Here is a 19,024-nt window from a genome sequence, read left to right on the forward strand (position 1 = left end):
GTCACTTGGCGGTGGGCATGCTGAATTCGGCGCCCTTGGCGATGCTGTCGGGCCAGCGCTGCATCACGCTCTTGTAGCGGGTGTAGAAGCGCAGGCCTTCCTCGCCATAGGCGTGGTGATCGCCGAACAGGGATCTCTTCCAGCCACCGAAGGAATGCCAGGCCATGGGCACCGGGATGGGCACGTTGATGCCGACCATGCCCACCTTGATGGTGCGGGCGAAGGCGCGGGCGATGCCGCCGTCACGGGTGAAGCAGGAGACGCCGTTGCCGAATTCGTGGGCGTTGATCAGTTCCACCGCGCTGGCGAAGTCCGGCACCCGCACGATGCCCAGCACCGGGCCGAAAATCTCTTCACGGTAGATGGTCATCTCCGGGGTCACGCCATCGAACAGGGTGGCGCCGACGAAGAAGCCGTGTTCGGCGCCGGGCACCTTGAAGTTGCGGCCATCGACCAGCAGCCTGGCGCCCTCCTCCACCCCTTTCGTGATGTAGCCCTCGACCTTGGCCTTGTGCTGGCCGGTCACCAGCGGTCCCATGTCTGCGTCGGCTTCCACGCCGTTGCGCACCCGCAGGGCATCGATGCGCGGCAGCAGTTTCTCGATCAGGGCATCGCCCACATCGCCCACCGCCACGGCGATGGAGATGGCCATGCAGCGCTCGCCGGCCGAGCCGAAACCGGCGCCGATCAGGGCATCGGCGGCCTGATCCAGGTCGGCGTCGGGCATCACGATCATGTGGTTCTTGGCACCGCCCAGGGCCTGGACGCGCTTGCCGCGGCGGGTGCCTTCCTGGTGGATGTATTCGGCGATGGGGGTGGAGCCGACAAAGGAGATGGCCTCCACGTCCGGGTGCTGCAACAGCGCATCCACCGCCACCTTGTCACCCTGGACCACGTTGAATACGCCATCGGGCAAGCCGGCCTGCTTGAGCAGCTCGGCCAGCAGCAGGCTGGCGGAGGGATCGCGCTCGGAGGGCTTGAGGATGAAGGTGTTGCCGGTGGCCAGCGCCATGGGAATCATCCACAGCGGCACCATCACCGGGAAGTTGAAGGGGGTGATGCCGGCGCACACGCCCAGCGGCTGGCGCAGGTTCCAGTTGTCGATGCCGCCGCCGATGTTGTCGCTGTAGCTGGTCTTGGCCAGGTGTGGCGCGCCGCAGGCGAATTCCACCACCTCGATGCCGCGCGTCACCTCGCCCATGGCGTCGGACAGCACCTTGCCGTGCTCGCGGGTGATCAGCGCCGCCAGTTCCCGGTGGTGCTGGTCGAGCAGCTCCTTGAAGCGGAACAGGATGCGCGCCCGGCGCAGCGCCGATTGCTCGGACCACTCGGGAAAGGCCGCCTTGGCCGCCGCCACCGCCTGATCCACGGTCTGCGCCGTGGCCTGGGCGACCCGCCCCTGGACCACGCCCTCGGCCGGATTGAAGACGTCGCTGAAACGCTCGGCCTGGGTCGAGACCGCGCCGTTGATGTAGTGCCCGATGACGGGGGTGTCGCTCATGTCCTGAATCCTCGTGTCCTGGGGTCGCCGCCACGGCGAATGCGAAAGGGGTTAGCGAGTCAGCAGCCACTCGTGCTGCGGATCGTTGTGGAATTTCCAGACGCGCCGGGGGCCGGCCATCACGTTGAGGTAATAGGACTCGTAGCCATAGGGCACGCTGACCGGGTGATAGCCGCGCGGCACCAGCACCACGTCGTGGTCTTCCACCGCCATGGCCTGGTCCAGGTCGCGCTCGTCGGTGTAGACGCGCTGGAAGACGAAGCCCTGCCCCGGATCGATGCGGTGGTAGTAGGACTCCTCCAGCAGACTCTCCGCCGGCAGGTTGTCGCGGTCATGGCGATGGGGCGGATAGCTGGAGGAATGCCCGGACGGGGTGCGCACCTCCACCACCAGCAGCGAATGGGCCGCCGCCGTGTCCGGCAGGATGTCGCAGACATAGCGGGTATTGGCACCCTTGCCGCGGGTGGATCGCTGCATGCTCGCCGGCTCGATCAGCCGCGGTGGCAGCCGGTCCGCCACCAGCGGATTGCCGGGCGAGGTGCAGATGGCAATTTCGGCGGTGCTGTCGGCGGTCACCCGCGCCTCGCTGCCGGGCGGCAGGTAGGCGGCATAGGGCGAGACGTCTTCGAAGACGCTCTGACGACCGACCAGCCCGCGCCAGGCGAAGGCGCCCAGCTGCGGATGCCCGCCCTCGATACTGGCACCGCCGCTGAGCAGCACGATGCAGACCTCCAGATCGCCCGCCAGCACCGGCAGGGACTCTCCCGGTTGCAGGCGATGGGCGGCGAAGCCGACATAGTCCAGGGCGCCGGCCGGGACGCTGACGATGTCGCGGGCGCTACGGTCGGCTTTGACGAGCAGATTCATCGGATTCCTCCTCAGGCAGTGGCCTGCGCCACCAGCTGGCGCAGATGGTCGTAGCCCTTCTTGGCGTATTCGTAGGCCGGCGCCACGGCCGGGTCCTGCTCGGCCTCCACCACCAGCCAGCCTTCATAGCCGGCAGCCACCAGCACCTTGAGCAGCGCCGAGAAATCGATGTCGCCGTCACCCGGCACGGTGAAGGTGCCGTTGAGGATGCAGTCCGGAAAGCTCCACTGGTGGTTGCGCGCCAGCTGCACCACGGCCTTGCGCACGTCCTTGAAGTGCACGTGGCAGACCCGGTCGATATGTTGCTGCAGCACGCTCAGGGGATCGCCACCGCCCATGTAGCAATGGCCGGCATCGAACAGCAGGCCGACGTCCGGAGAGGTCAGCGCCATCAGCCGGGCGATGTCCTCGGGCGCTTCCACATAGGCGCCCATGTGGTGGTGATAGGCCAGGCGCAGGCCCTGGCTCAGGGTGAAGGCGGCCAGGCGATCGAGCTTCTCGGCATAGGCCTGCCAGGCGGCGTCGCTGTGGAAGCGCGGCCGCTCGATCAGCGGCCGGCGCTGCCCCTGGATGGAGCCGGCCACCTCGCCGTAGACCAGCACCTTGGCGCCGTTCTCGGCCAGCAGCCGGCAATGCGGACGGATCGCCTCGATCTCGACCTCAACATCCCGGTGCGCCAGGCCGCTGGAATACCAGCCGGACACCAGCTCCAGGTCATGCTGGCCGAGTACCTCGCCCAGCGCCTTGGGCTCGCTGGGAAACTTGCCGCCCAGCTCGAAGCCCTGGAAGCCGATTTCCTTGCCCTCGCGCAGGATGGTCGCAAGCGGGGTGTCGCCGCCCAGGGCCGGCAGGTCGTCGTTGGCCCAGGAGATGGGGTTGATGCCGATCTTGAGTTGTTGTGCGGTCATGTCGGAGCTGCTCGTCAGGAGGCGATCAGGCGCGGGCGTCGCGCCAGGCCTGGATCAGGAATTCGAAGTTGCTGCGGATCTGCGCGACCAGCGCACGGTCGTCGATCTCGCCGGCCAGCCAGGCCCGACTCGGCTGGGCGAAGATGGTCCGGCCCACGGCGAAGCCCTGGCAGCGCTGGCTGGCGCTGGCCTGACGAAAGCCTTCGGCCAACTCTTCGGCCGGGGCGTTGAGGCCCAGCACCACCACGCCCTGGCAATGGGGATCGCGTTCGGCGATCAACTGGTCGAGTTGCTGCCAGACGGCGGCCGGCTGCGCCTCGATCTTCCACCACTCGGGATAGATGCCCAGGTTGTACAGTCGCTTGATGGCGCGATAGAGCACGTCCGGCCGGCTGGAGGCATGGTTCTTCGGTGGGATGACCTCCAGCAGGAGTTCATGACCGCTGGCCTGGGCCGCTTCATACAGCCCCTTGAGCTGAGCCTCCTGCTCCAGCCGCAGCAGCGGCTCGTCATCGGGGTGGAATTGCACCAGGCACTTGATGATCTGCTCGCTCGGCCAGCTCAGCAGGGTGCTGCCCACCGAGCGACCATGCTCGAAGGCCAGCGGTCGCGAATTCTGCAGCTCCACCGGCCGGGCGATCCACCAGCCGCGGCCGCTGGCGGCATTCAGGGCGTCCTGGCCGAAGCGCTCGTCGGCCAGCAGCCCGACGTCGGCGGCCACACCCTGACGCTGCAGGTCCTGCTCGACCTCGGCGATGGCCTGGACGAACAGCTGCTTGAGCGCCGGAATCCGCGCCGGGTCGGCGCCCACCCGCTGGGCGCTCTCCACCAGCTGGTAGCGGTGATCGAAGGCGAAGATGAACAGCGGCTGCCACTGGCGCCGCCGCGTGCTGACCCGGTGCAGCCGGGTCAGCACCGGATCGAGGTCGGGACGGGTGATGGGTACCGGACTGTGGTTGAGGTAATCCAGCTCGGCCAGGGTCGGCATGGCCGGGGCGCAGCCGTGGCGCGACACCACCAGCCCGCCGCAGGCATTGGCCAGCCGGCAGCATTCGGCATCGTTGCCGCCGGTCAGCCAGCCGCGCAGGAAGCCGGACATGAAGGCATCGCCCGCACCCAGCACATTGAGCACCTCGACGCGGATGCCACGATGGATCTCGCCTTCCTCGAGACGCGCCGGAATGGCACCCTGGATCACCGTGCAGCCCTGGGCGCCAAGCTTGACCACCAGGGTCGCCGCGGTCACGTCGCGGACCCGGCGCAGGGCGGTGAGCAGGTCTTCGCTGCCCCCGGCGATCTGGAATTCCTCTTCGGTGCCCACCACCAGGTCGAAGCGCGGCAGGATGCGCTGCACATGGGCGCTGACCTCGGCACTGGCGATGAAGCGGGTCTCGCCATCGGCCTTGCCGGTCAGCCCCCAGAGCACCGGGCGGTAGTCGATGTCCAGCACCCGCTTCACGCCGTTGCGCTCGGCGTAGTCCAGCGCCCGGCTGCTGGCCTGGAACACCCCCTCGGTGGAGAAGTGGGTACCGGTGATCAACAGTGCCTTGGCGCTGGCGATGAAGGCCTCGTCGATGTCGTCCGCGCCCAGCGCCATGTCGGCGCAATTCTCGCGATAGAACACCAGGGGAAAGGTCTCGCGGTCCTTGATGCCCAGCAGCACCAGGGCGGTGAGGCGCTCGCGATCCACCTGGATACCGCGGGTGTCGCAGCCTTCCTGCGCCAGCGTCCGAGTCAGGAAGCGGCCCATGTGGTCGTCACCGACCCGGGTCAGCATCGCCGACTTCAGCCCCAGGCGCGCGGTGCCGAAGGCGATGTTGGCGGAGGATCCCCCCAGGTACTTGGCGAAGCTGCTGACGTCTTCCAGTGGCGCCCCGATCTGCTGCGCATAGAGGTCGACGCCCAGTCGCCCCAGGCAGATGACATCCAACTGGCGCCCGCTGGCGAAGAAATGATCACCCATGGGTGGCTCCTGCTTATTGTTATCGGCCAACCGCGCGGACCCGAGGGGCCGAACGTGTGAGTGAGCTCAGGCTAGAACGACGCCGCGGACAAATCAACAAATTTTCCACATGAGATTTTATGGAATTTAATTTCCATAACTGGCGTACACTGCGCCTGCCGTCCCACTTCGACGCCGCCCGGCGAATGGGTTAAGTTGCCGGCACAAGAATCCCTACCGCGAGATTGCCCATGTCCTCCGACTCCCCGGCCGACGACCCCCTCAGCAGCGCGCCGCTGGCCGATCCGCCCGGCAACGTCGAGCAGTTGCTGGCCTGCATCGCCCGTGACTACGAGGCCCTGCCACGCCAGCTGAAACGGGTGGCCGCCTATGTCAGCCAGCAGAGCGACAGGGTCATGGTCGATCGCATCAGCGACATCGCCGGGCAGTGCGAGGTGCATCCCTCGGCCATCGTGCGCTTCTCCCAGCGCTTCGGCTTCAAGGGCTTCAGCGAGATGCAGGCGTTGTTTCGCGAGGCCTACACCCACAAGACCACGCCGGTACAGAACTACCAGCAGCGCATCCGCAGCATGATCGCCAACAAGAGCCAGCGCGCCAGCAGCGGCGATCTGGCCCGCGAGTGCATCAACGCCACCCGCTCGGGGCTGGATCGACTGGCCGAAGAGCTGGACGACGCCGCCTTCGACAAGGCCGTCGACCTGCTGGTGAACGCCGAGAACATCTATGTGGTGGGGGTGCGCCGCTCCTTCGCCGTGGCCGACTACCTGGTCTACAACCTGCAGCACACCAACAAGCGCATCCACCTCATCACCGGCCTGGGCGGCGGCTATCGCGAGCAGATGCGCAGCATCGCCCAGGGCGACCTGCTGATCGCCATCAGCTTCAGTCCCTATGGCAAGGAAAGTCAGCAGTGCGTGCGCATCGCCCAGCACCACAAGGCCAAGACACTGATCATCACCGACAGCAATCTCTCGCCCCTGGCCAAGCGCGCCGACGCCCTGCTGCTGGTCAACGAAGGCAGTGCCTTCGCCTTCCGCTCCCTGAGCGCCACCCTCTGCCTGTGCCAGGCGCTGTTCCTGGCCCTGGGCTATCGCCTGGAGCTGAAGATGGACGAGATCCAGCTGCCGCTGGACGAGGACGACTAGCCGAACCAGCCCCGGCGGGCCGCGCAAACGCTTGATCGACAAACAGAAATTTCTTGAGCAGAAGGCTTGACAGCCACCGGCGCCTTGCCAATAATGCGCGCCTCGGATGGCTACGTAGCTCAGCTGGTTAGAGCATAGCATTCATAATGCTGGGGTCCGGGGTTCAAGTCCCTGCGTAGCCACCACCTATTTCCAAGGGTCAGCGTAAGCTGACCCTTTTTTATTGCCCACGAAAAAGCCCACCGCGGCACCGCTTTTAGTCCCCTCTCCCTCCGGGAGAGGGCTAGGGTGAGGGCCCCGCCCCGCTCTCCCCCGGACAGCCTTCCCGCCCACGGAAAAGTCCAGCAAAAGCAGACCCAAGCCACAGCTAGCACCGCTCTTCGTCCCCTCTCCCCTCGGGAGAGGGCTAGGGTGAGGGCCCCGCCCCACTCTCTCCCCCGGACAGCCTTCCCGCCCCGGAAGAGTCCAGCAGAAGCAGACCCAAGCCACAACTAGCACCGCTCCTCGTCCCCTCTCCCTCCGGGGAGGGCTAGGGTGAGGGCCCCTTCCCACCAAACCTCAGCCTCACCCCATGAAAAAGCCCGGCCTAAGCCGGGCTCCATCACCGCGCAACACGCTTACAGGGCGACCTTCTGCTTGCTCTCCAGCTCTTCCCCAGCAGCCGCGTCCTGGGTCTCGATGGACTGCACCAGCGCCTTGGAGCTGAAGGCCCGCAGATCGCGCAGGAAGTTGTCCCGCCAGGAGGCCAGATCCGCTTTGCGGATCACCCGCATCATGTCTTCGTAGCGCGATTTGCGCTCTTCCAGCGGCATGCGCAGCGCCCGGTCCAGCGCCTCGGCCATGCCGACATGGTCATAGGGATTCACGATCAACGCCGAATTGAGTTCGCGCGCCGCACCGGCGAAGCGCGACAGCACCAGCACGCCCGGATTTTCCGGATCCTGGGCCGCCACGTACTCCTTGGCCACCAGGTTCATGCCATCGCGCAACGGCGTCACCAGGCCGACGTCGGAGGAGCGGAACAGCCCCATCACCGTGCGTCGGTCGTAGCTCTTGTTCAGGTAGCGGATCGGCGTCCAGTCCAGCTCGGAGAAATGGCCGTTGATATGGCCGGCATGGCTCTCCAGCTGACGCCGGATGTTCTGGTAGGAGACCACGTCCGCCCGAGACGAGGGCGCGATCTGCACGAATTGCACCGCCCGGTGATGCTCGGGGAAATGCTCCAGCAGTTTTTCGAACGCCTGGAAGCGCTCCACCAGCCCCTTGGAATAGTCGAGGCGGTCGACGCTGACGATGGTCTTGTAGGGCACGCCCTCGATGCTGCGCGAGATGAACTGGCGCCGCGTGCGATAGGACTCGGCCTGCTTCTGGATGACGTCTGGCATTACGCCGATGGGATAAACGCCGACCCGGAAGTTATGACCGTAGGCGGTCAGGCTGCCGTCCTTCTCCAGCACGCCACGCACCTCGCGGGTGATGTAGTCCTGGAAGGCCAGTTGGTCGGTATCGGTCTGGAAGCCGATCAGGTCATAGAAGCACAGGGTCTTGAGCAATTCGTTGTGCGGCGGGATGGCGGTGAGGATCTCCGGCGCCGGGAAGGGAATGTGCAGGAAGAACCCGATGCGGTTGCGAATGCCCAGCATGCGGCAGGCTTCGGCGAAGGGAATCAGGTGGTAGTCGTGCACCCAGATGATGTCATCGGGCTTGAGCAAGGGCTTCAGGCGCTCGGCCATGGCCATGTTGACGCGTCGATAGCCGTCGTACTCTTCACGGTTGTAACGCGCCAGGTCGATTCGATAATGGAAGATCGGCCAGAGGGTGGCGTTGGAAAAGCCGCGGTAGTAGTGGTCGTAGTCGCGCTTGGTCAGGCCGAAGGTCACATAGTCGATATTGTCCTTGGTCTGGGTCTTGGCCGGCCCGTTCTCCTTGACCGTATCGCCATTCCAGCCGAACCAGATGCCACCCGACTTGCGCAGGGCGTCCAGGACACCCACCGCCAGACCACCCGCGGTCGCCTTGCCTTCCTCGATCGGGGCCACCCGATTCGATACCACCACTAAACGGCTCATCCTAGTCTCCTTGCTTATAATGTGGCGCGAGGTCACGGCTCAGCTGCTGCAGCCAGAGGGCTACCGCTTCCACCGAAGGCAGGCGGGTCTTGGCGACCGTCTCCCCCTCCCCTACCTTGACGGTCAGACCGCCTCGCGCATTGACGACAGTGAACCCCTCTTCATCGGTGCGATCGTCACCGAGAAACACCGGCAGGCAGCCGGCAAAGGGTTCCAGTTCGAGAAAACGGGCGATGGCCTCACCCTTGCTCGCCGCAGCGGGCTTGAGTTCGAAGACGCACTTGCCCGGCTGCAACTTGAATTCGGGATGGTCGGCGGCGATGCCTTCAGCCAGTTCGCGAACCAGGGCTTCCTTGTCCGGCGCCTGGCGATAGTGCAGGGCGAAGGCCACGCTCTTGCGTTCGAGCAGCAGGTCCGGATGCGCCGCCAGTGCGGTCTCCAGGCGCCGACCGACGTGCGCCAGCATCTCCGCATCCAGGCTCACCCGATGGATCTCGCCCTGGGGATCGCGCCACTCGGCGCCATGGACGCCAGCCGCTGGCAGCCGCAGCGGCGCCGTGAAGCCGTCGATCTCCGCCAGCGGCCGCCCGGAAACCACGGCGACGCCATGGTGGCGCGCCAGCTGTTCAAGGGCAGCGAGGGTTTCAGCGGGAATGAAAACCTGTTCCGGACGTGGCTGCAATTCTGCCAGGGTGCCATCCAGATCGAAGAAGAAGGCCAGCGGCTGGCCCGATGAGGTGAGGCTGTCGAGGTCGATCATGGAAGGTACGACTGCCGGGTCATCGTATGGTTCGTTCACATCTTCCGGCGGTGCCGAGGAATTCCCCTTGCCGGCGCGTAGTCGGATTCAGGGAGATGCTCTAGCAGCCCTGCCTTTGGAGACCACCATGAACAAGCCCGACATCACCAAGACCCCCGAAGAGATCGACGACATTCAGGACCGCATGGGTGACATGCGCGAACTCGACTTCAGCGATCGCAAGGACGAGCGCGGTGGTCGCATCGGCGACGAAATGGACGCGCGCGACTATGAAGGCCAGTTTCCCGAAGAGCGCGTGCGCCAGGCCGGCATGACCGGCGGCGAAACCCTGGATCATCAACCGACGATGGACGACGCCAGCCCCGAGACCCTGCTGGACGAAACCGGCGCGCGCTCGCCGACCGACTACGGCGATGCCTGGCCGAACGACAAGGAACTGAGCGTGGTCGAGGACAGCGACATCGGCGGCGGCTCCGGTCAGGACGAAGCCGAACTCGGTCGCAGCCATCCGCTGGATGGCGAGGCCTGGGACGGCGAAGCCGACGCACCCAACGAAGCCGAGACCCAGCGAGAGGCCCGCTACGCCGATCTGGATGCGAACGACGAAGACCTCGCCGGCGACACCAGCCTGGATCTGGACGAAAAACGCGCCGATCACTGAGGCCGCTGACGGCCTAGTCGAGCAGCGTACAGGCCATCACCAGCGCATCTTCCCGGCCGCCGACCGCGGGATAATAGTCCCGCCGGCGGCCGATCTCGTTGAAGCCATAGCGTTCGTACAGCCGATAGGCCGACTGATTGCTGGCGCGTACCTCTAGGAAACACTCGTTGGCCTTGGCCTTGCGCGCTTCCTGCAGCAGGTGTTCCAGCAGCCGCAGGCCGAGTCCCCGGCCCTGGCTTTCCGGCTTGATGGTGATATTGAGCAGATGAGCCTCGTCGAGAATGACGTTGATCACCCCGTGCCCCACCTGCTGCTCGCCAGCCGTCATCACCCAGCAGTCGTAGGACCTGAGCGCATCGGTGAAGATGCCGCGGGTCCAGGGATGGCTGAAGGCCTGATATTCGATCTTCAACACCGTGTTCAGATCGGCTTCGGTCATCCGCCGAAAGCTCACCGCATCGTTCATTGCCGTTCCATCCAGCGGCGCCGCAACGGGCGCATGGCTTGCCAGAGCGCGGCCTTGGCGGCCGGCTCTTCCATCAGGATATCCAGTCCCGGCACCAGCCAGGCCGGGCCCAGGGCGGTGTCCCGCTCCACCCCCGTGAGCTGCGCATCCTCGACCCCGCTGCAGCGTCGCGCGGCCACACCGATCAGCCAGAGTCCCAGGCCCTCGCCCAGGCGCTCCTGGTGCCCCGAGACGAAGCTCTGCACGAATTCAGCGGCCGCCGCCGGCCCCTGGTCGAGTTGACCGTTGTTGAGCAGTGGCCAGCGAATGGGCTCTTCACTGACGATCCGCGGCGTGTCCGGCAGGCCGGCAGCGCGCAGCAGATCCCGGAGCAGCAGGTAGGCCGGATCCCGCACCCCCAGGGTATCGCCGGTAGGCAACTCCAGCAGCAGCAGGCAGCGCCCGGCCTGCAACAACTGCAAGGCAAAACGGGGCGCCGGCTCCCGCGCTGGCGGCGGCGCACGTTCCGGTTCCGGCTCGGCCACGGGGGCGCAGCCGGCTTCAACGCCGCAGGTCGCGGGATCTCGATGCGCGGCCGATTCGCCGGCGGTGCCTCGGCTACCGCAGCGGCCGGCGCGGTCTTGGCCACCGGCTCCGGGCGTACCACCCGAGCCACGACAGGCGCCGCTTCCGGCTCCTCGACCCACAGGGCTTCCGGGCGCGAAGGCGCGGCGAAGGGCAACACCGTGCGCGGCACCCAGACATCCAGCTGCAACGCCTGCAGATAGGCGCGACGACGCGCCTCGGCGGCAAGCGAGGGGCTGGTGGAAGGGGCGGGGTCGGACATGGGCGGATCCTAAGAGCCTGCGCTGTTACGCGGCGGGATTATGCGGGGCGGCATTGTCGCGCGGATCGCCGCGGATCGAAAGGCCGCCCTGCCCATCGGTCCCACCGGGGTCACATCGAAGGCTTTGGCGTCTGGAGTACAATGGCGCTTTTGTCTGGTGCGGTCCCCGCCATGATCGACCCCAAACGCGTCCTGCGTACCCTCGCCGAACACTGGCACCTCATCGACCCGCTGTGCGCCCACTTCGACAGCGGCACCCTGGGCCTGGCCGAGTTGCGTGCCCGCCTGGCCGAGCAGCTGCTCGAGCGCACGCCGGCCGACCTCACCGCCCTGCTCGACACCTGGATCCGCCTGGACATCCTGGTGCCGGTGGCCAAGAGTCCCAATCGCTTCGAGCTCAATGGTCAGATCCACGACTTCCTCGGCTATCTCAGACGCGAACACCGGCTGGGCCTGTGCCTGGAGATCGAAGCCTACCTGCGCCACCTGGAACGCCTCGCCGGTCACATCCGCGAAGCCTTCGACAATCGCGACGGCCCGGACCTCGTCCGCCAGCTGCGCCTGCTCGACATGCGCGTGCGCGATGTCCTCAAGAAGCTGGCCAACGATGGCCATGCCCTGGAAGGCGTCGCCGAGCGCGCCAAGACCAGCGATCGCCAGATCCCCCTGCGCCAGCGTTATGCCGAGGTGCTGGCCACCTGGGATGAATACGTCGAGCCGATGATCCAGCTGGTGGCCGCCGACGGCGCCTTCGAACGGGGTGTCCACCGCGTCGAGCAGGTGCTCCTGCACCTGCTGGGCGAACAGCAGCGCCTCGGCCACCTGGTCGACGACGACCTGTTGCTGCGCACCCAGGCGCGCATCCTGGAGATGCACAACGCCGCCCAGCTGGCCCTGCGTCGTGCCCGCGAATTGCTGCTGCCGCTGCGCGAGGAAGCGCGCCGGCACAATGCCGTGACCCGGGGCGCCGCCCTGGCCCTGGCCACCATCCGCCGCAAGGGCCTCGACGCCGTACCCCAGGCCGCCCTGCCGCTGTTCAGCCGGCCGCAGAGTGTCTTTCTCGGCACCACCGCCCAGGTTGAAAGCTATGTCTACGCCCTGGCCCGCTTCGAGCCCAAGCCGGCGCGCTTTCCCAGCCAGGCCAATCGGCCGCGCGACAGCGAGCGCCCGGCGGCGCCCCGCACCGCCCGCGAGATGCTTGATCTCTGCCAGGACGCCCTGCCGCTGCCCGACCTCATGGCCTGGTTGCTGGAGCAGGAGCCGGCCGGCGATACCGACGAGCTGCTCTACTGGTTCTCGCGCCTGTCCCGCGATGCGCGCTTCCAGCGCCAGCGCCTGGACCGCCGCCACTACGACACCCTCGAACACCGCGTCAGCCTGTGCTCCTACGCCCTGACCGCCCGATCTCCCGCGAGCGACGCCCATGCAACTTGACCTCAATGAAATGACCCAGCTCGCGCCCATCTTCCGCGAGCTGTTCAAGGGCTATCACCTGTCCCGCAGCGAGCCCGAGAGCTATGCCCAGCTCAGCCAGCAGCAGGACCAGTACCGCGCGCTGTTCCGCGCCCTCGGCTTCGAACTGGTCTGCGATCCGCGCGGCTTCTACTACTTCGTGCCCGAGCAGATGGGCGCCCAGGTCAACAAGACCGCCCAGCGCCTGGCGCTGTTCACCTTCATCCTGGTCGAGCACCTGGCCGACCAGGGTCGCGATCCGCTGGCCGTGCTCGATGGCGGTACCCTGGGCCGCCACGAACTGCCGGCGCTGCTGGACAAGTACCGCGACCTCTTCCTGCAGGCCGAGGTCACCACCCAGGAAGAGCTGGAGGAAAAGATCCTGCGCCGCCTGACCCAGCTCGGCTTCGCCCTGGACAGCAACGGCACCTACCGTTTCCTGCCGCCCATGCACCGCTTCCTCGATGTCTGCCTGACCGTGCAACAGGATCGCGACCTGGCCGCCGGCCTGCATGCCAGCGACCTGCCACTGCCGACGCCGACCCTCGCCAGCGACGAAGACGGCACCGCGCCGGAAGGCGCCGACGAGGATGACGAAGAGGCCGCCCTGGCCCGCGCCATCGCCGCAGAACGGGAGTTCGACCTATGATCCGCTACGGCATCAGCCGCTTCGCCCTGCTCAACACCGCCGGCTACAGCCTCGGCCTCTTTCCGCTGGAACAGCCGCTGTCGGTCTACGGGGCCAACAACCTGGGCAAGAGCGCCTCGATCAACGCCCTGCAATTCCCCATCCTGGCGCGGCTCTCCGACATGAGCTTCGGCAAGTACAGCAACGAGCAGTCGCGCAAGTTCTACTTCGCCACCGACACCAGCTACATCCTCATCGAGCTGCGCCTGGCCCACGGCCCCCACGTCATCGGCGTGGCCGGTCGCGGCCCGGGGGGCGGCTTCGGTCACCAGTTCTTCGCCTATGCCGGCGAACTGGACCTGGCCCACTACCAGCGCGACGGCGCCTGCCTGCGCCAGCGCGAGCTGTTCGCCAGCCTGGAACGCGCCGGCCATAAGGCCTATGAGGTCAAGCCCGACGAATTGCGCCGCCTGCTGGTCGGCGGCCATACCAGCATCCCCCTGGACCTGACGCTGATTCCGCTGCGATCCACCAGCGAACAGAGTCTCAAGACCTTCCGCGCCCTGTTCATCAACCTGCTGCACATGCGCGAGATCACCGCGGCCAAGCTCAAGCAGCTGTTTCTCGATGCCTTCGAGCACAGCCTGAGATCCGGCAGCGTCGACTACATCGCCGCCTGCGAGGAAGCCTTCCGCGATGTCCGCCGCATGGAGCAGGACTACCAGGCGCTGGTCGCCGCCGGCCCGCTGGTGGAAGCCCTGGCCAATGGCGTCGAACAGCGCGATCGCCTGAGGGGCAAGCTGCATCGCCTCTCGCCCTTGCTCGACAGCCTGCTCGGCAGCTGGCAGCACTATGCCCTCGACCGCCGCGACGAACTCCTGGCCCAGACCGAACACTATCGCCAGGAGCAGGATGGCCTGCAGCAGAGCCAGCGCGACGGCACCAGCGAATTGATGCGCCGCGAGCGCGAGATCAGCAGCCTGCAGCGCTGGCTCGCCGAGCTGGCCCATCTCAAGCACCGCTTCGCCCTGGTGGAGTCCAGCGCCCCCCTCGAAGCCCAGCTGCTGGCCGCCAAGGACGCCCACGACGAACTCGCCGGCGCCCTGTCCCAGGCCAGTCAGTTCAGCAGCGAAGACCTCGACCAGCGTGTCCGCGAACTGGAACAGCGCCTCAAGGGGATTCGCCAGCAACTCGACCACGCCGACAACAACAGCTATGCCCGCCTGCGTGAAGAATTCAGCCAGGCCGACGTCGACCGCCTGATGCGGCTGTTCAACGGCCAGCTGTTCAGCCTGCCGCTCGGCCCCAGGGGGGTCGAACTGGCGGAAGACGGCAGTTGGTTAAAGACCTTCGAAGGCATCCTGGCGCGTTTCCAGGGTGATCGCCTCGAATTGCCGGGCCTGTCCCTCGATCTCTCGGGGATAGAGCCACCCACCCTGCAGGCCCTGGCCGATCGCGCCGCGCTGCGTGACCAGAAGGACCGTCTGGAGCGCGAGCTCAAGCAACTCAAGGCCCAGCAGGGCGTCAGCGTCGACCGCCAGGCCAGCAAGGCCCAGGCCGAAGTGCTCTACCAGCAGGTGCTGGATGCGCAGAAGGCCCTGGAAGATTTCCGTCGCTGCCAGACCCTCAGTGCCGAGGAAAACGAAAAGCTCGAACAGCTGGCCCAGTTGGAAGCCGCTCAGGACGAACTGAGACGCGCCGGCGATGCCTTCACCGAGCGTGTCCAGCAACTATCCGCCAGGCTGCAACTGATTGGCCGCCAGCTCGCCGACCTGGAAGCCAGGGACCGTACCCTGGCCGACGCCCTGCGCCGCCGCCAGCTGCTGCCCACCGACCTGCCCCCGGGCACGCCCTTCATGGAAGCGGTGGACGATTCCCTGGAGAACCTGCTGCCGCTGCTCAACGACTACCAGGACAGCTGGCAGGCCCTGCAGCGTGCCGACACCCAGATAGAGGCGCTCTATGCCCAGGTCCGCCTCAAGGGCGTCGCCAAGTTCGACAACGAGGAAGATCCCGAGCGCCGCCTGCAGCTGCTGGTGAATGCCTATGCCCATCGCCAGGACGAAGCCCTGACCCTGGCCAAGGCCCGCCGCGCTGCCGTCACCGACATCGCCCGGACCCTGAGAAACATCCGCAGCGACTACGACAACCTCGAACACCAGCTGCAGCTGTTCAACCGCGAGATCAATCGCAAGCAGGTCTCCAACCTGGAGAGCTTCCGCATCGTCCTGGCGCCCAATAAGGAAGCGCTCAAGCACATCGACCAGATCATCCACAGCGCGGGTCAGTACGAGGAAGGCGAGACCCTCTCGGTCTTCGATCTCACCCAGGACAGCAGCCAGGACCAGAAGAACGAGGATGCCAAGGAATACCTGGCACGCCTGGTGGCCGCCAACGGCAATCAGCTCGGCCTCAAGGACCTCTTTGAGTTGGCCTTCGAGATCACCAAGCAGGGCGGCCAGCCGATTCTGCACACCGACATCGACGGCGCCGCCTCCAACGGCACCACCATGACCATCAAGGCACTCACCAACATGTACCTGTTGCTGCACCTGATGGACCGGGAGCAGGCCGCCAAGATCCGCCTGCCCTACTACCTGGACGAAGCCGCCGACATCGACGAACGCAACCAGCAGGCGCTGATCGAAACCAGTCAGCAACTGGGCTTCGTGCCCATCCTGGCCAGCGTCAAGCCCCAGGTCAGCGCCCAGGTCGCCATCGACCTCGAAGGCGGCAGCGGCCCCGGTGGCATCTACATCGACGAAGCCGACTGGAAATACATCGCCAAACGCGACCTGGCTCTGCCCGAACCCGCTTGAGCCCCCTTCAGAACGCAAAAAGCCCGGCACATGCCGGGCTTTTTCCTGCTCGCGTAACGCCGCCTTAGGTGCTGCGGTAGGTTGGGCTGAGCCTGGCGAAGCCCAACATCCATACTCCAGCCTTGCCCCCCTCACCGCCTCGCCGCCGTTCGCTTGATGCCTGCAACGGACCTCATCGTTGGGCTTCGCTGCGCTCAGCGCCAACCTACGATGATTCTGTGCCGTGCTTCCAACCCAACAGCCCGGCGCAGCCGGGCTGTTGGGCTCTTGAGCTCTTGCAGACTTAAAGCTGTACCTGCCTAGCAGGCACTGCTCCAACGCCGCCGCCGCGCCCTTTTGGTCCCCTCTCCCCCGGGGAGAGGGCTAGGGTGAGGGCACCCTCAGCTATGCGGCTTCAGGCTTCCGTTAGCCAATTAGCTGCTCCCAGCGCCTAAGCGCCCTGACGCCCGGTCGAACTTTTCCCGCCCCAAAGACAACACCCCCGCCAGAATGAACTGAGCGGGGGTGCTGGGTGTTAGGCGCTTGACGATGACCTACTCTCACATGGGGAAACCCCACACTACCATCGGCGATGCATCGTTTCACTTCTGAGTTCGGGAAGGGATCAGGTGGTTCCAATGCTCTATGTTCGTCAAGCAATTCGGTTGGCTGACCAGGCGATGAGGCTGCCTAGCTGGCCCAATTGGGTCTGTGATCGAAGTAGACAACTCGTCTTTGGGGTCTTGCGAACCCACGCGCCGGTTTTCGGCGTCGTCTTCCTCACGCTCTGACCACGGTCAGATTGTTTGGGTGTTATATGGTCAAGCCTCACGGGCAATTAGTATCGGTTAGCTCAACGCCTCACAGCGCTTACACACCCGACCTATCAACGTCGTAGTCTTCGACGGCCCTTCAGGAAGCTCAAGGCTCCAGTGAGATCTCATCTTGAGGCAAGTTTCCCGCTTAGATGCTTTCAGCGGTTATCTCTTCCGAACGTAGCTACCCGGCAATGCCACTGGCGTGACAACCGGAACACCAGAGGTTCGTCCACTCCGGTCCTCTCGTACTAGGAGCAGCCCCTCTCAAATCTCAAACGTCCACGGCAGATAGGGACCGAACTGTCTCACGACGTTCTAAACCCAGCTCGCGTACCACTTTAAATGGCGAACAGCCATACCCTTGGGACCGGCTTCAGCCCCAGGATGTGATGAGCCGACATCGAGGTGCCAAACACCGCCGTCGATATGAACTCTTGGGCGGTATCAGCCTGTTATCCCCGGAGTACCTTTTATCCGTTGAGCGATGGCCCTTCCATACAGAACCACCGGATCACTAAGACCTACTTTCGTACCTGCTCGACGTGTCTGTCTCGCAGTCAAGCGCGCTTTTGCCTTTATACTCTACGACCGATTTCCGACCGGTCTGAGCGCACCTTCGTACTCCTCCGTTACTCTTTAGGAGGAGACCGCCCCAGTCAAACTGCCCACCATACACTGTCCTCGATCCGGATAACGGACCAGAGTTAGAACCTCAAGATTGCCAGGGTGGTATTTCAAGGATGGCTCCACGCAGACTGGCGTCCACGCTTCAAAGCCTCCCACCTATCCTACACAAGCAAGCTCAAAGTCCAGTGCAAAGCTACAGTAAAGGTTCACGGGGTCTTTCCGTCTAGCCGCGGATACACTGCATCTTCACAGCGATTTCAATTTCACTGAGTCTCGGGTGGAGACAGCGCCGCCATCGTTACGCCATTCGTGCAGGTCGGAACTTACCCGACAAGGAATTTCGCTACCTTAGGACCGTTATAGTTACGGCCGCCGTTTACCGGGGCTTCGATCAAGAGCTTCGCTTGCGCTAACCCCATCAATTAACCTTCCGGCACCGGGCAGGCGTCACACCCTATACGTCCACTTTCGTGTTTGCAGAGTGCTGTGTTTTTAATAAACAGTCGCAGCGGCCTGGTATCTTCGACCGGCATGAGCTTACGGGGTAAACCCTTCACCCTCACCGGCGCACCTTCTCCCGAAGTTACGGTGCCATTTTGCCTAGTTCCTTCACCCGAGTTCTCTCAAGCGCCTTGGTATTCTCTACCCGACCACCTGTGTCGGTTTGGGGTACGGTTCCTAGTTACCTGAAGCTTAGAGGCTTTTCCTGGAAGCATGGCATCAACCACTTCTCCTTCTAAAAGAAGGATCGTCATCAGCTCTCGGCCTTAACTGTCCGGATTTACCTAAACAGTCAGCCTACCACCTTAAACTTGGACAACCAACGCCAAGCTGGCCTAGCCTTCTCCGTCCCCCCATCGCAGTAACTAGAAGTACGGGAATATTAACCCGTTTCCCATCGACTACGCCTTTCAGCCTCGCCTTAGGGACCGACTCACCCTGCGTCGATTAACGTTGCGCAGGAACCCTTGGTCTTTCGGCGTGCGAGTTTTTCACTCGCATTGTCGTTACTCATGTCAGCATTCGCACTTCTGATACCTCCAGCAAGCTTCTCAACTCACCTTCACAGGCTTACAGAACGCTCCTCTACCGCATCACCAAAGGTGATACCCGTAGCTTCGGTGCCTGGTTTGAGCCCCGTTACATCTTCCGCGCAGGCCGACTCGACTAGTGAGCTATTACGCTTTCTTTAAAGGGTGGCTGCTTCTAAGCCAACCTCCTAGCTGTCTAAGCCTTCCCACATCGTTTACCACTTAACCAGGACTTTGGGACCTTAGCTGACGGTCTGGGTTGTTTCCCTTTTCACGACGGACGTTAGCACCCGCCGTGTGTCTCCCATGCTCGGCACTTCTGGGTATTCGGAGTTTGCATCGGTTTGGTAAGTCGGGATGACCCCCTAGCCGAAACAGTGCTCTACCCCCCAGAGTGATACATGAGGCGCTACCTAAATAGCTTTCGAGGAGAACCAGCTATCTCCGAGCTTGATTAGCCTTTCACTCCGATCCACAAGTCATCCCCTGCCTTTTCAACGGAAG

At 64.7% G+C, this 19,024-nt stretch carries 12 protein-coding genes, 1 tRNA gene, 2 rRNA genes and 1 pseudogene (1 of these 16 cut by a window edge); 6 read left to right on the top strand and 10 right to left on the bottom strand.

Translation table 11 applies throughout. The features are described 5' to 3' along the window. Position 1 precedes the first annotated feature (1 nt). Genes BGI51_RS04615 through BGI51_RS04630 form a run of 4 tightly spaced genes read right to left on the bottom strand, consistent with a single transcriptional unit; the run spans position 2 to position 5,239 of the window. Complete coding sequence (locus BGI51_RS04615) at positions 2–1,501, bottom strand: CoA-acylating methylmalonate-semialdehyde dehydrogenase (RefSeq protein ID WP_187980437.1); 1,500 nt, start codon at positions 1,499–1,501, stop codon at positions 2–4. A gap of 51 nt (positions 1,502–1,552) precedes the next feature. After that, on the bottom strand, positions 1,553–2,368 hold the full coding sequence (iolB, locus tag BGI51_RS04620; protein WP_187980438.1) for a 5-deoxy-glucuronate isomerase: 816 nt from the start codon (positions 2,366–2,368) through the stop codon (positions 1,553–1,555). Between the two features lie 11 nt (positions 2,369–2,379). Then, positions 2,380–3,276: a myo-inosose-2 dehydratase gene (gene iolE, locus BGI51_RS04625; protein ID WP_187980439.1), complete on the bottom strand. Its 897-nt coding sequence runs from the start codon at positions 3,274–3,276 to the stop codon at positions 2,380–2,382. A gap of 25 nt (positions 3,277–3,301) precedes the next feature. Further along, a complete protein-coding gene (locus BGI51_RS04630; RefSeq protein WP_187980440.1) occupies positions 3,302–5,239 on the bottom strand; it encodes a bifunctional 5-dehydro-2-deoxygluconokinase/5-dehydro-2-deoxyphosphogluconate aldolase in 1,938 nt (645 codons plus the stop codon). Between the two features lie 230 nt (positions 5,240–5,469). Between BGI51_RS04630 and BGI51_RS04635 the strand changes: the two genes are divergently transcribed. Together BGI51_RS04635 and BGI51_RS04640 are read left to right on the top strand one after the other, a co-directional pair. Then, complete coding sequence (locus BGI51_RS04635; protein ID WP_133861591.1) at positions 5,470–6,384, top strand: MurR/RpiR family transcriptional regulator; 915 nt, start codon at positions 5,470–5,472, stop codon at positions 6,382–6,384. Positions 6,385–6,492: 108 nt separating this feature from the next. After that, a tRNA-Met gene (locus tag BGI51_RS04640) sits at positions 6,493–6,569 on the top strand. A 432-nt stretch (positions 6,570–7,001) separates the two neighbouring features. Here the strand turns inward: BGI51_RS04640 and otsA are convergent. After that, the gene (gene otsA / locus BGI51_RS04645; protein ID WP_187980441.1) at positions 7,002–8,453 is read right to left on the bottom strand and encodes an alpha,alpha-trehalose-phosphate synthase (UDP-forming); all 1,452 of its coding nucleotides are present in this window, start codon (positions 8,451–8,453) and stop codon (positions 7,002–7,004) included. Position 8,454: 1 nt separating this feature from the next. After that, a complete protein-coding gene (gene otsB, locus BGI51_RS04650; RefSeq protein ID WP_133861593.1) occupies positions 8,455–9,213 on the bottom strand; it encodes a trehalose-phosphatase in 759 nt (252 codons plus the stop codon). 127 nt (positions 9,214–9,340) lie between these two features. Between otsB and BGI51_RS04655 the strand changes: the two genes are divergently transcribed. Beyond that, entirely contained in the window at positions 9,341–9,874 is a 534-nt protein-coding gene (locus tag BGI51_RS04655; protein ID WP_187980442.1) for a hypothetical protein, read from the top strand. A 13-nt stretch (positions 9,875–9,887) separates the two neighbouring features. Here BGI51_RS04655 and rimI read toward each other — a convergent pair whose 3' ends face one another. Then, positions 9,888–10,340, bottom strand: a complete 453-nt coding sequence (gene rimI, locus BGI51_RS04660; RefSeq protein WP_133861595.1) for a ribosomal protein S18-alanine N-acetyltransferase — start codon at positions 10,338–10,340, stop codon at positions 9,888–9,890. Then, positions 10,337–11,166 (bottom strand): annotated as a pseudogene (locus BGI51_RS04665) (energy transducer TonB). The gene rimI and the pseudogene BGI51_RS04665 overlap by 4 nt, the downstream one beginning before the upstream one ends. Before the next feature lie 171 nt (positions 11,167–11,337). Between BGI51_RS04665 and mksB the strand changes: the two are divergent. From mksB to mksF, 3 genes are read left to right on the top strand one after another with little or no spacing between them, the layout of a single operon-like run. Further along, a complete protein-coding gene (mksB, locus tag BGI51_RS04670) occupies positions 11,338–12,600 on the top strand; it encodes an Mks condensin complex protein MksB (protein WP_187980443.1) in 1,263 nt (420 codons plus the stop codon). Further along, positions 12,590–13,267 (top strand): Mks condensin complex protein MksE, encoded by a 678-nt coding sequence (gene mksE, locus BGI51_RS04675; RefSeq protein ID WP_133861598.1) that lies wholly within the window; start codon positions 12,590–12,592, stop codon positions 13,265–13,267. The genes mksB and mksE overlap by 11 nt, the downstream gene beginning before the upstream one ends. Next, positions 13,264–16,065 carry an Mks condensin complex protein MksF gene (mksF, locus tag BGI51_RS04680; protein WP_187980444.1) on the top strand — a complete coding sequence of 934 codons (2,802 nt, stop codon included), beginning with the start codon at positions 13,264–13,266 and terminating at the stop codon, positions 16,063–16,065. The genes mksE and mksF overlap by 4 nt, the downstream gene beginning before the upstream one ends. 520 nt (positions 16,066–16,585) lie before the next feature. Here the strand turns inward: mksF and rrf are convergent. Then, positions 16,586–16,701 (bottom strand): 5S ribosomal RNA (rrf, locus tag BGI51_RS04685). Positions 16,702–16,861: 160 nt separating this feature from the next. After that, positions 16,862–19,024 (bottom strand): 23S ribosomal RNA (locus BGI51_RS04690) (it continues 730 nt past the right edge of the window).

The sequence above is a fragment of the Pseudomonas oryzihabitans genome, assembly GCF_014522265.1.
In the GTDB taxonomy this organism is placed as follows: domain Bacteria; phylum Pseudomonadota; class Gammaproteobacteria; order Pseudomonadales; family Pseudomonadaceae; genus Chryseomonas; species Chryseomonas aestiva.

Excerpts from the sequence above, each read along its gene's own strand:
- BGI51_RS04615 (WP_187980437.1), bottom strand. The coding sequence starts at position 1,501 with ATGAGCGACACCCCCGTCATCGGGCACTACATCAACGGCGCGGTCTCG.
- iolB (WP_187980438.1), bottom strand. The coding sequence starts at position 2,368 with ATGAATCTGCTCGTCAAAGCCGACCGTAGCGCCCGCGACATCGTCAGC.
- iolE (WP_187980439.1), bottom strand. The coding sequence starts at position 3,276 with ATGACCGCACAACAACTCAAGATCGGCATCAACCCCATCTCCTGGGCC.
- BGI51_RS04630 (WP_187980440.1), bottom strand. The coding sequence starts at position 5,239 with ATGGGTGATCATTTCTTCGCCAGCGGGCGCCAGTTGGATGTCATCTGC.
- BGI51_RS04635 (WP_133861591.1), top strand. The coding sequence starts at position 5,470 with ATGTCCTCCGACTCCCCGGCCGACGACCCCCTCAGCAGCGCGCCGCTG.
- otsA (WP_187980441.1), bottom strand. The coding sequence starts at position 8,453 with ATGAGCCGTTTAGTGGTGGTATCGAATCGGGTGGCCCCGATCGAGGAA.
- otsB (WP_133861593.1), bottom strand. The coding sequence starts at position 9,213 with ATGATCGACCTCGACAGCCTCACCTCATCGGGCCAGCCGCTGGCCTTC.
- BGI51_RS04655 (WP_187980442.1), top strand. The coding sequence starts at position 9,341 with ATGAACAAGCCCGACATCACCAAGACCCCCGAAGAGATCGACGACATT.
- rimI (WP_133861595.1), bottom strand. The coding sequence starts at position 10,340 with ATGAACGATGCGGTGAGCTTTCGGCGGATGACCGAAGCCGATCTGAAC.
- mksB (WP_187980443.1), top strand. The coding sequence starts at position 11,338 with ATGATCGACCCCAAACGCGTCCTGCGTACCCTCGCCGAACACTGGCAC.
- mksE (WP_133861598.1), top strand. The coding sequence starts at position 12,590 with ATGCAACTTGACCTCAATGAAATGACCCAGCTCGCGCCCATCTTCCGC.
- mksF (WP_187980444.1), top strand. The coding sequence starts at position 13,264 with ATGATCCGCTACGGCATCAGCCGCTTCGCCCTGCTCAACACCGCCGGC.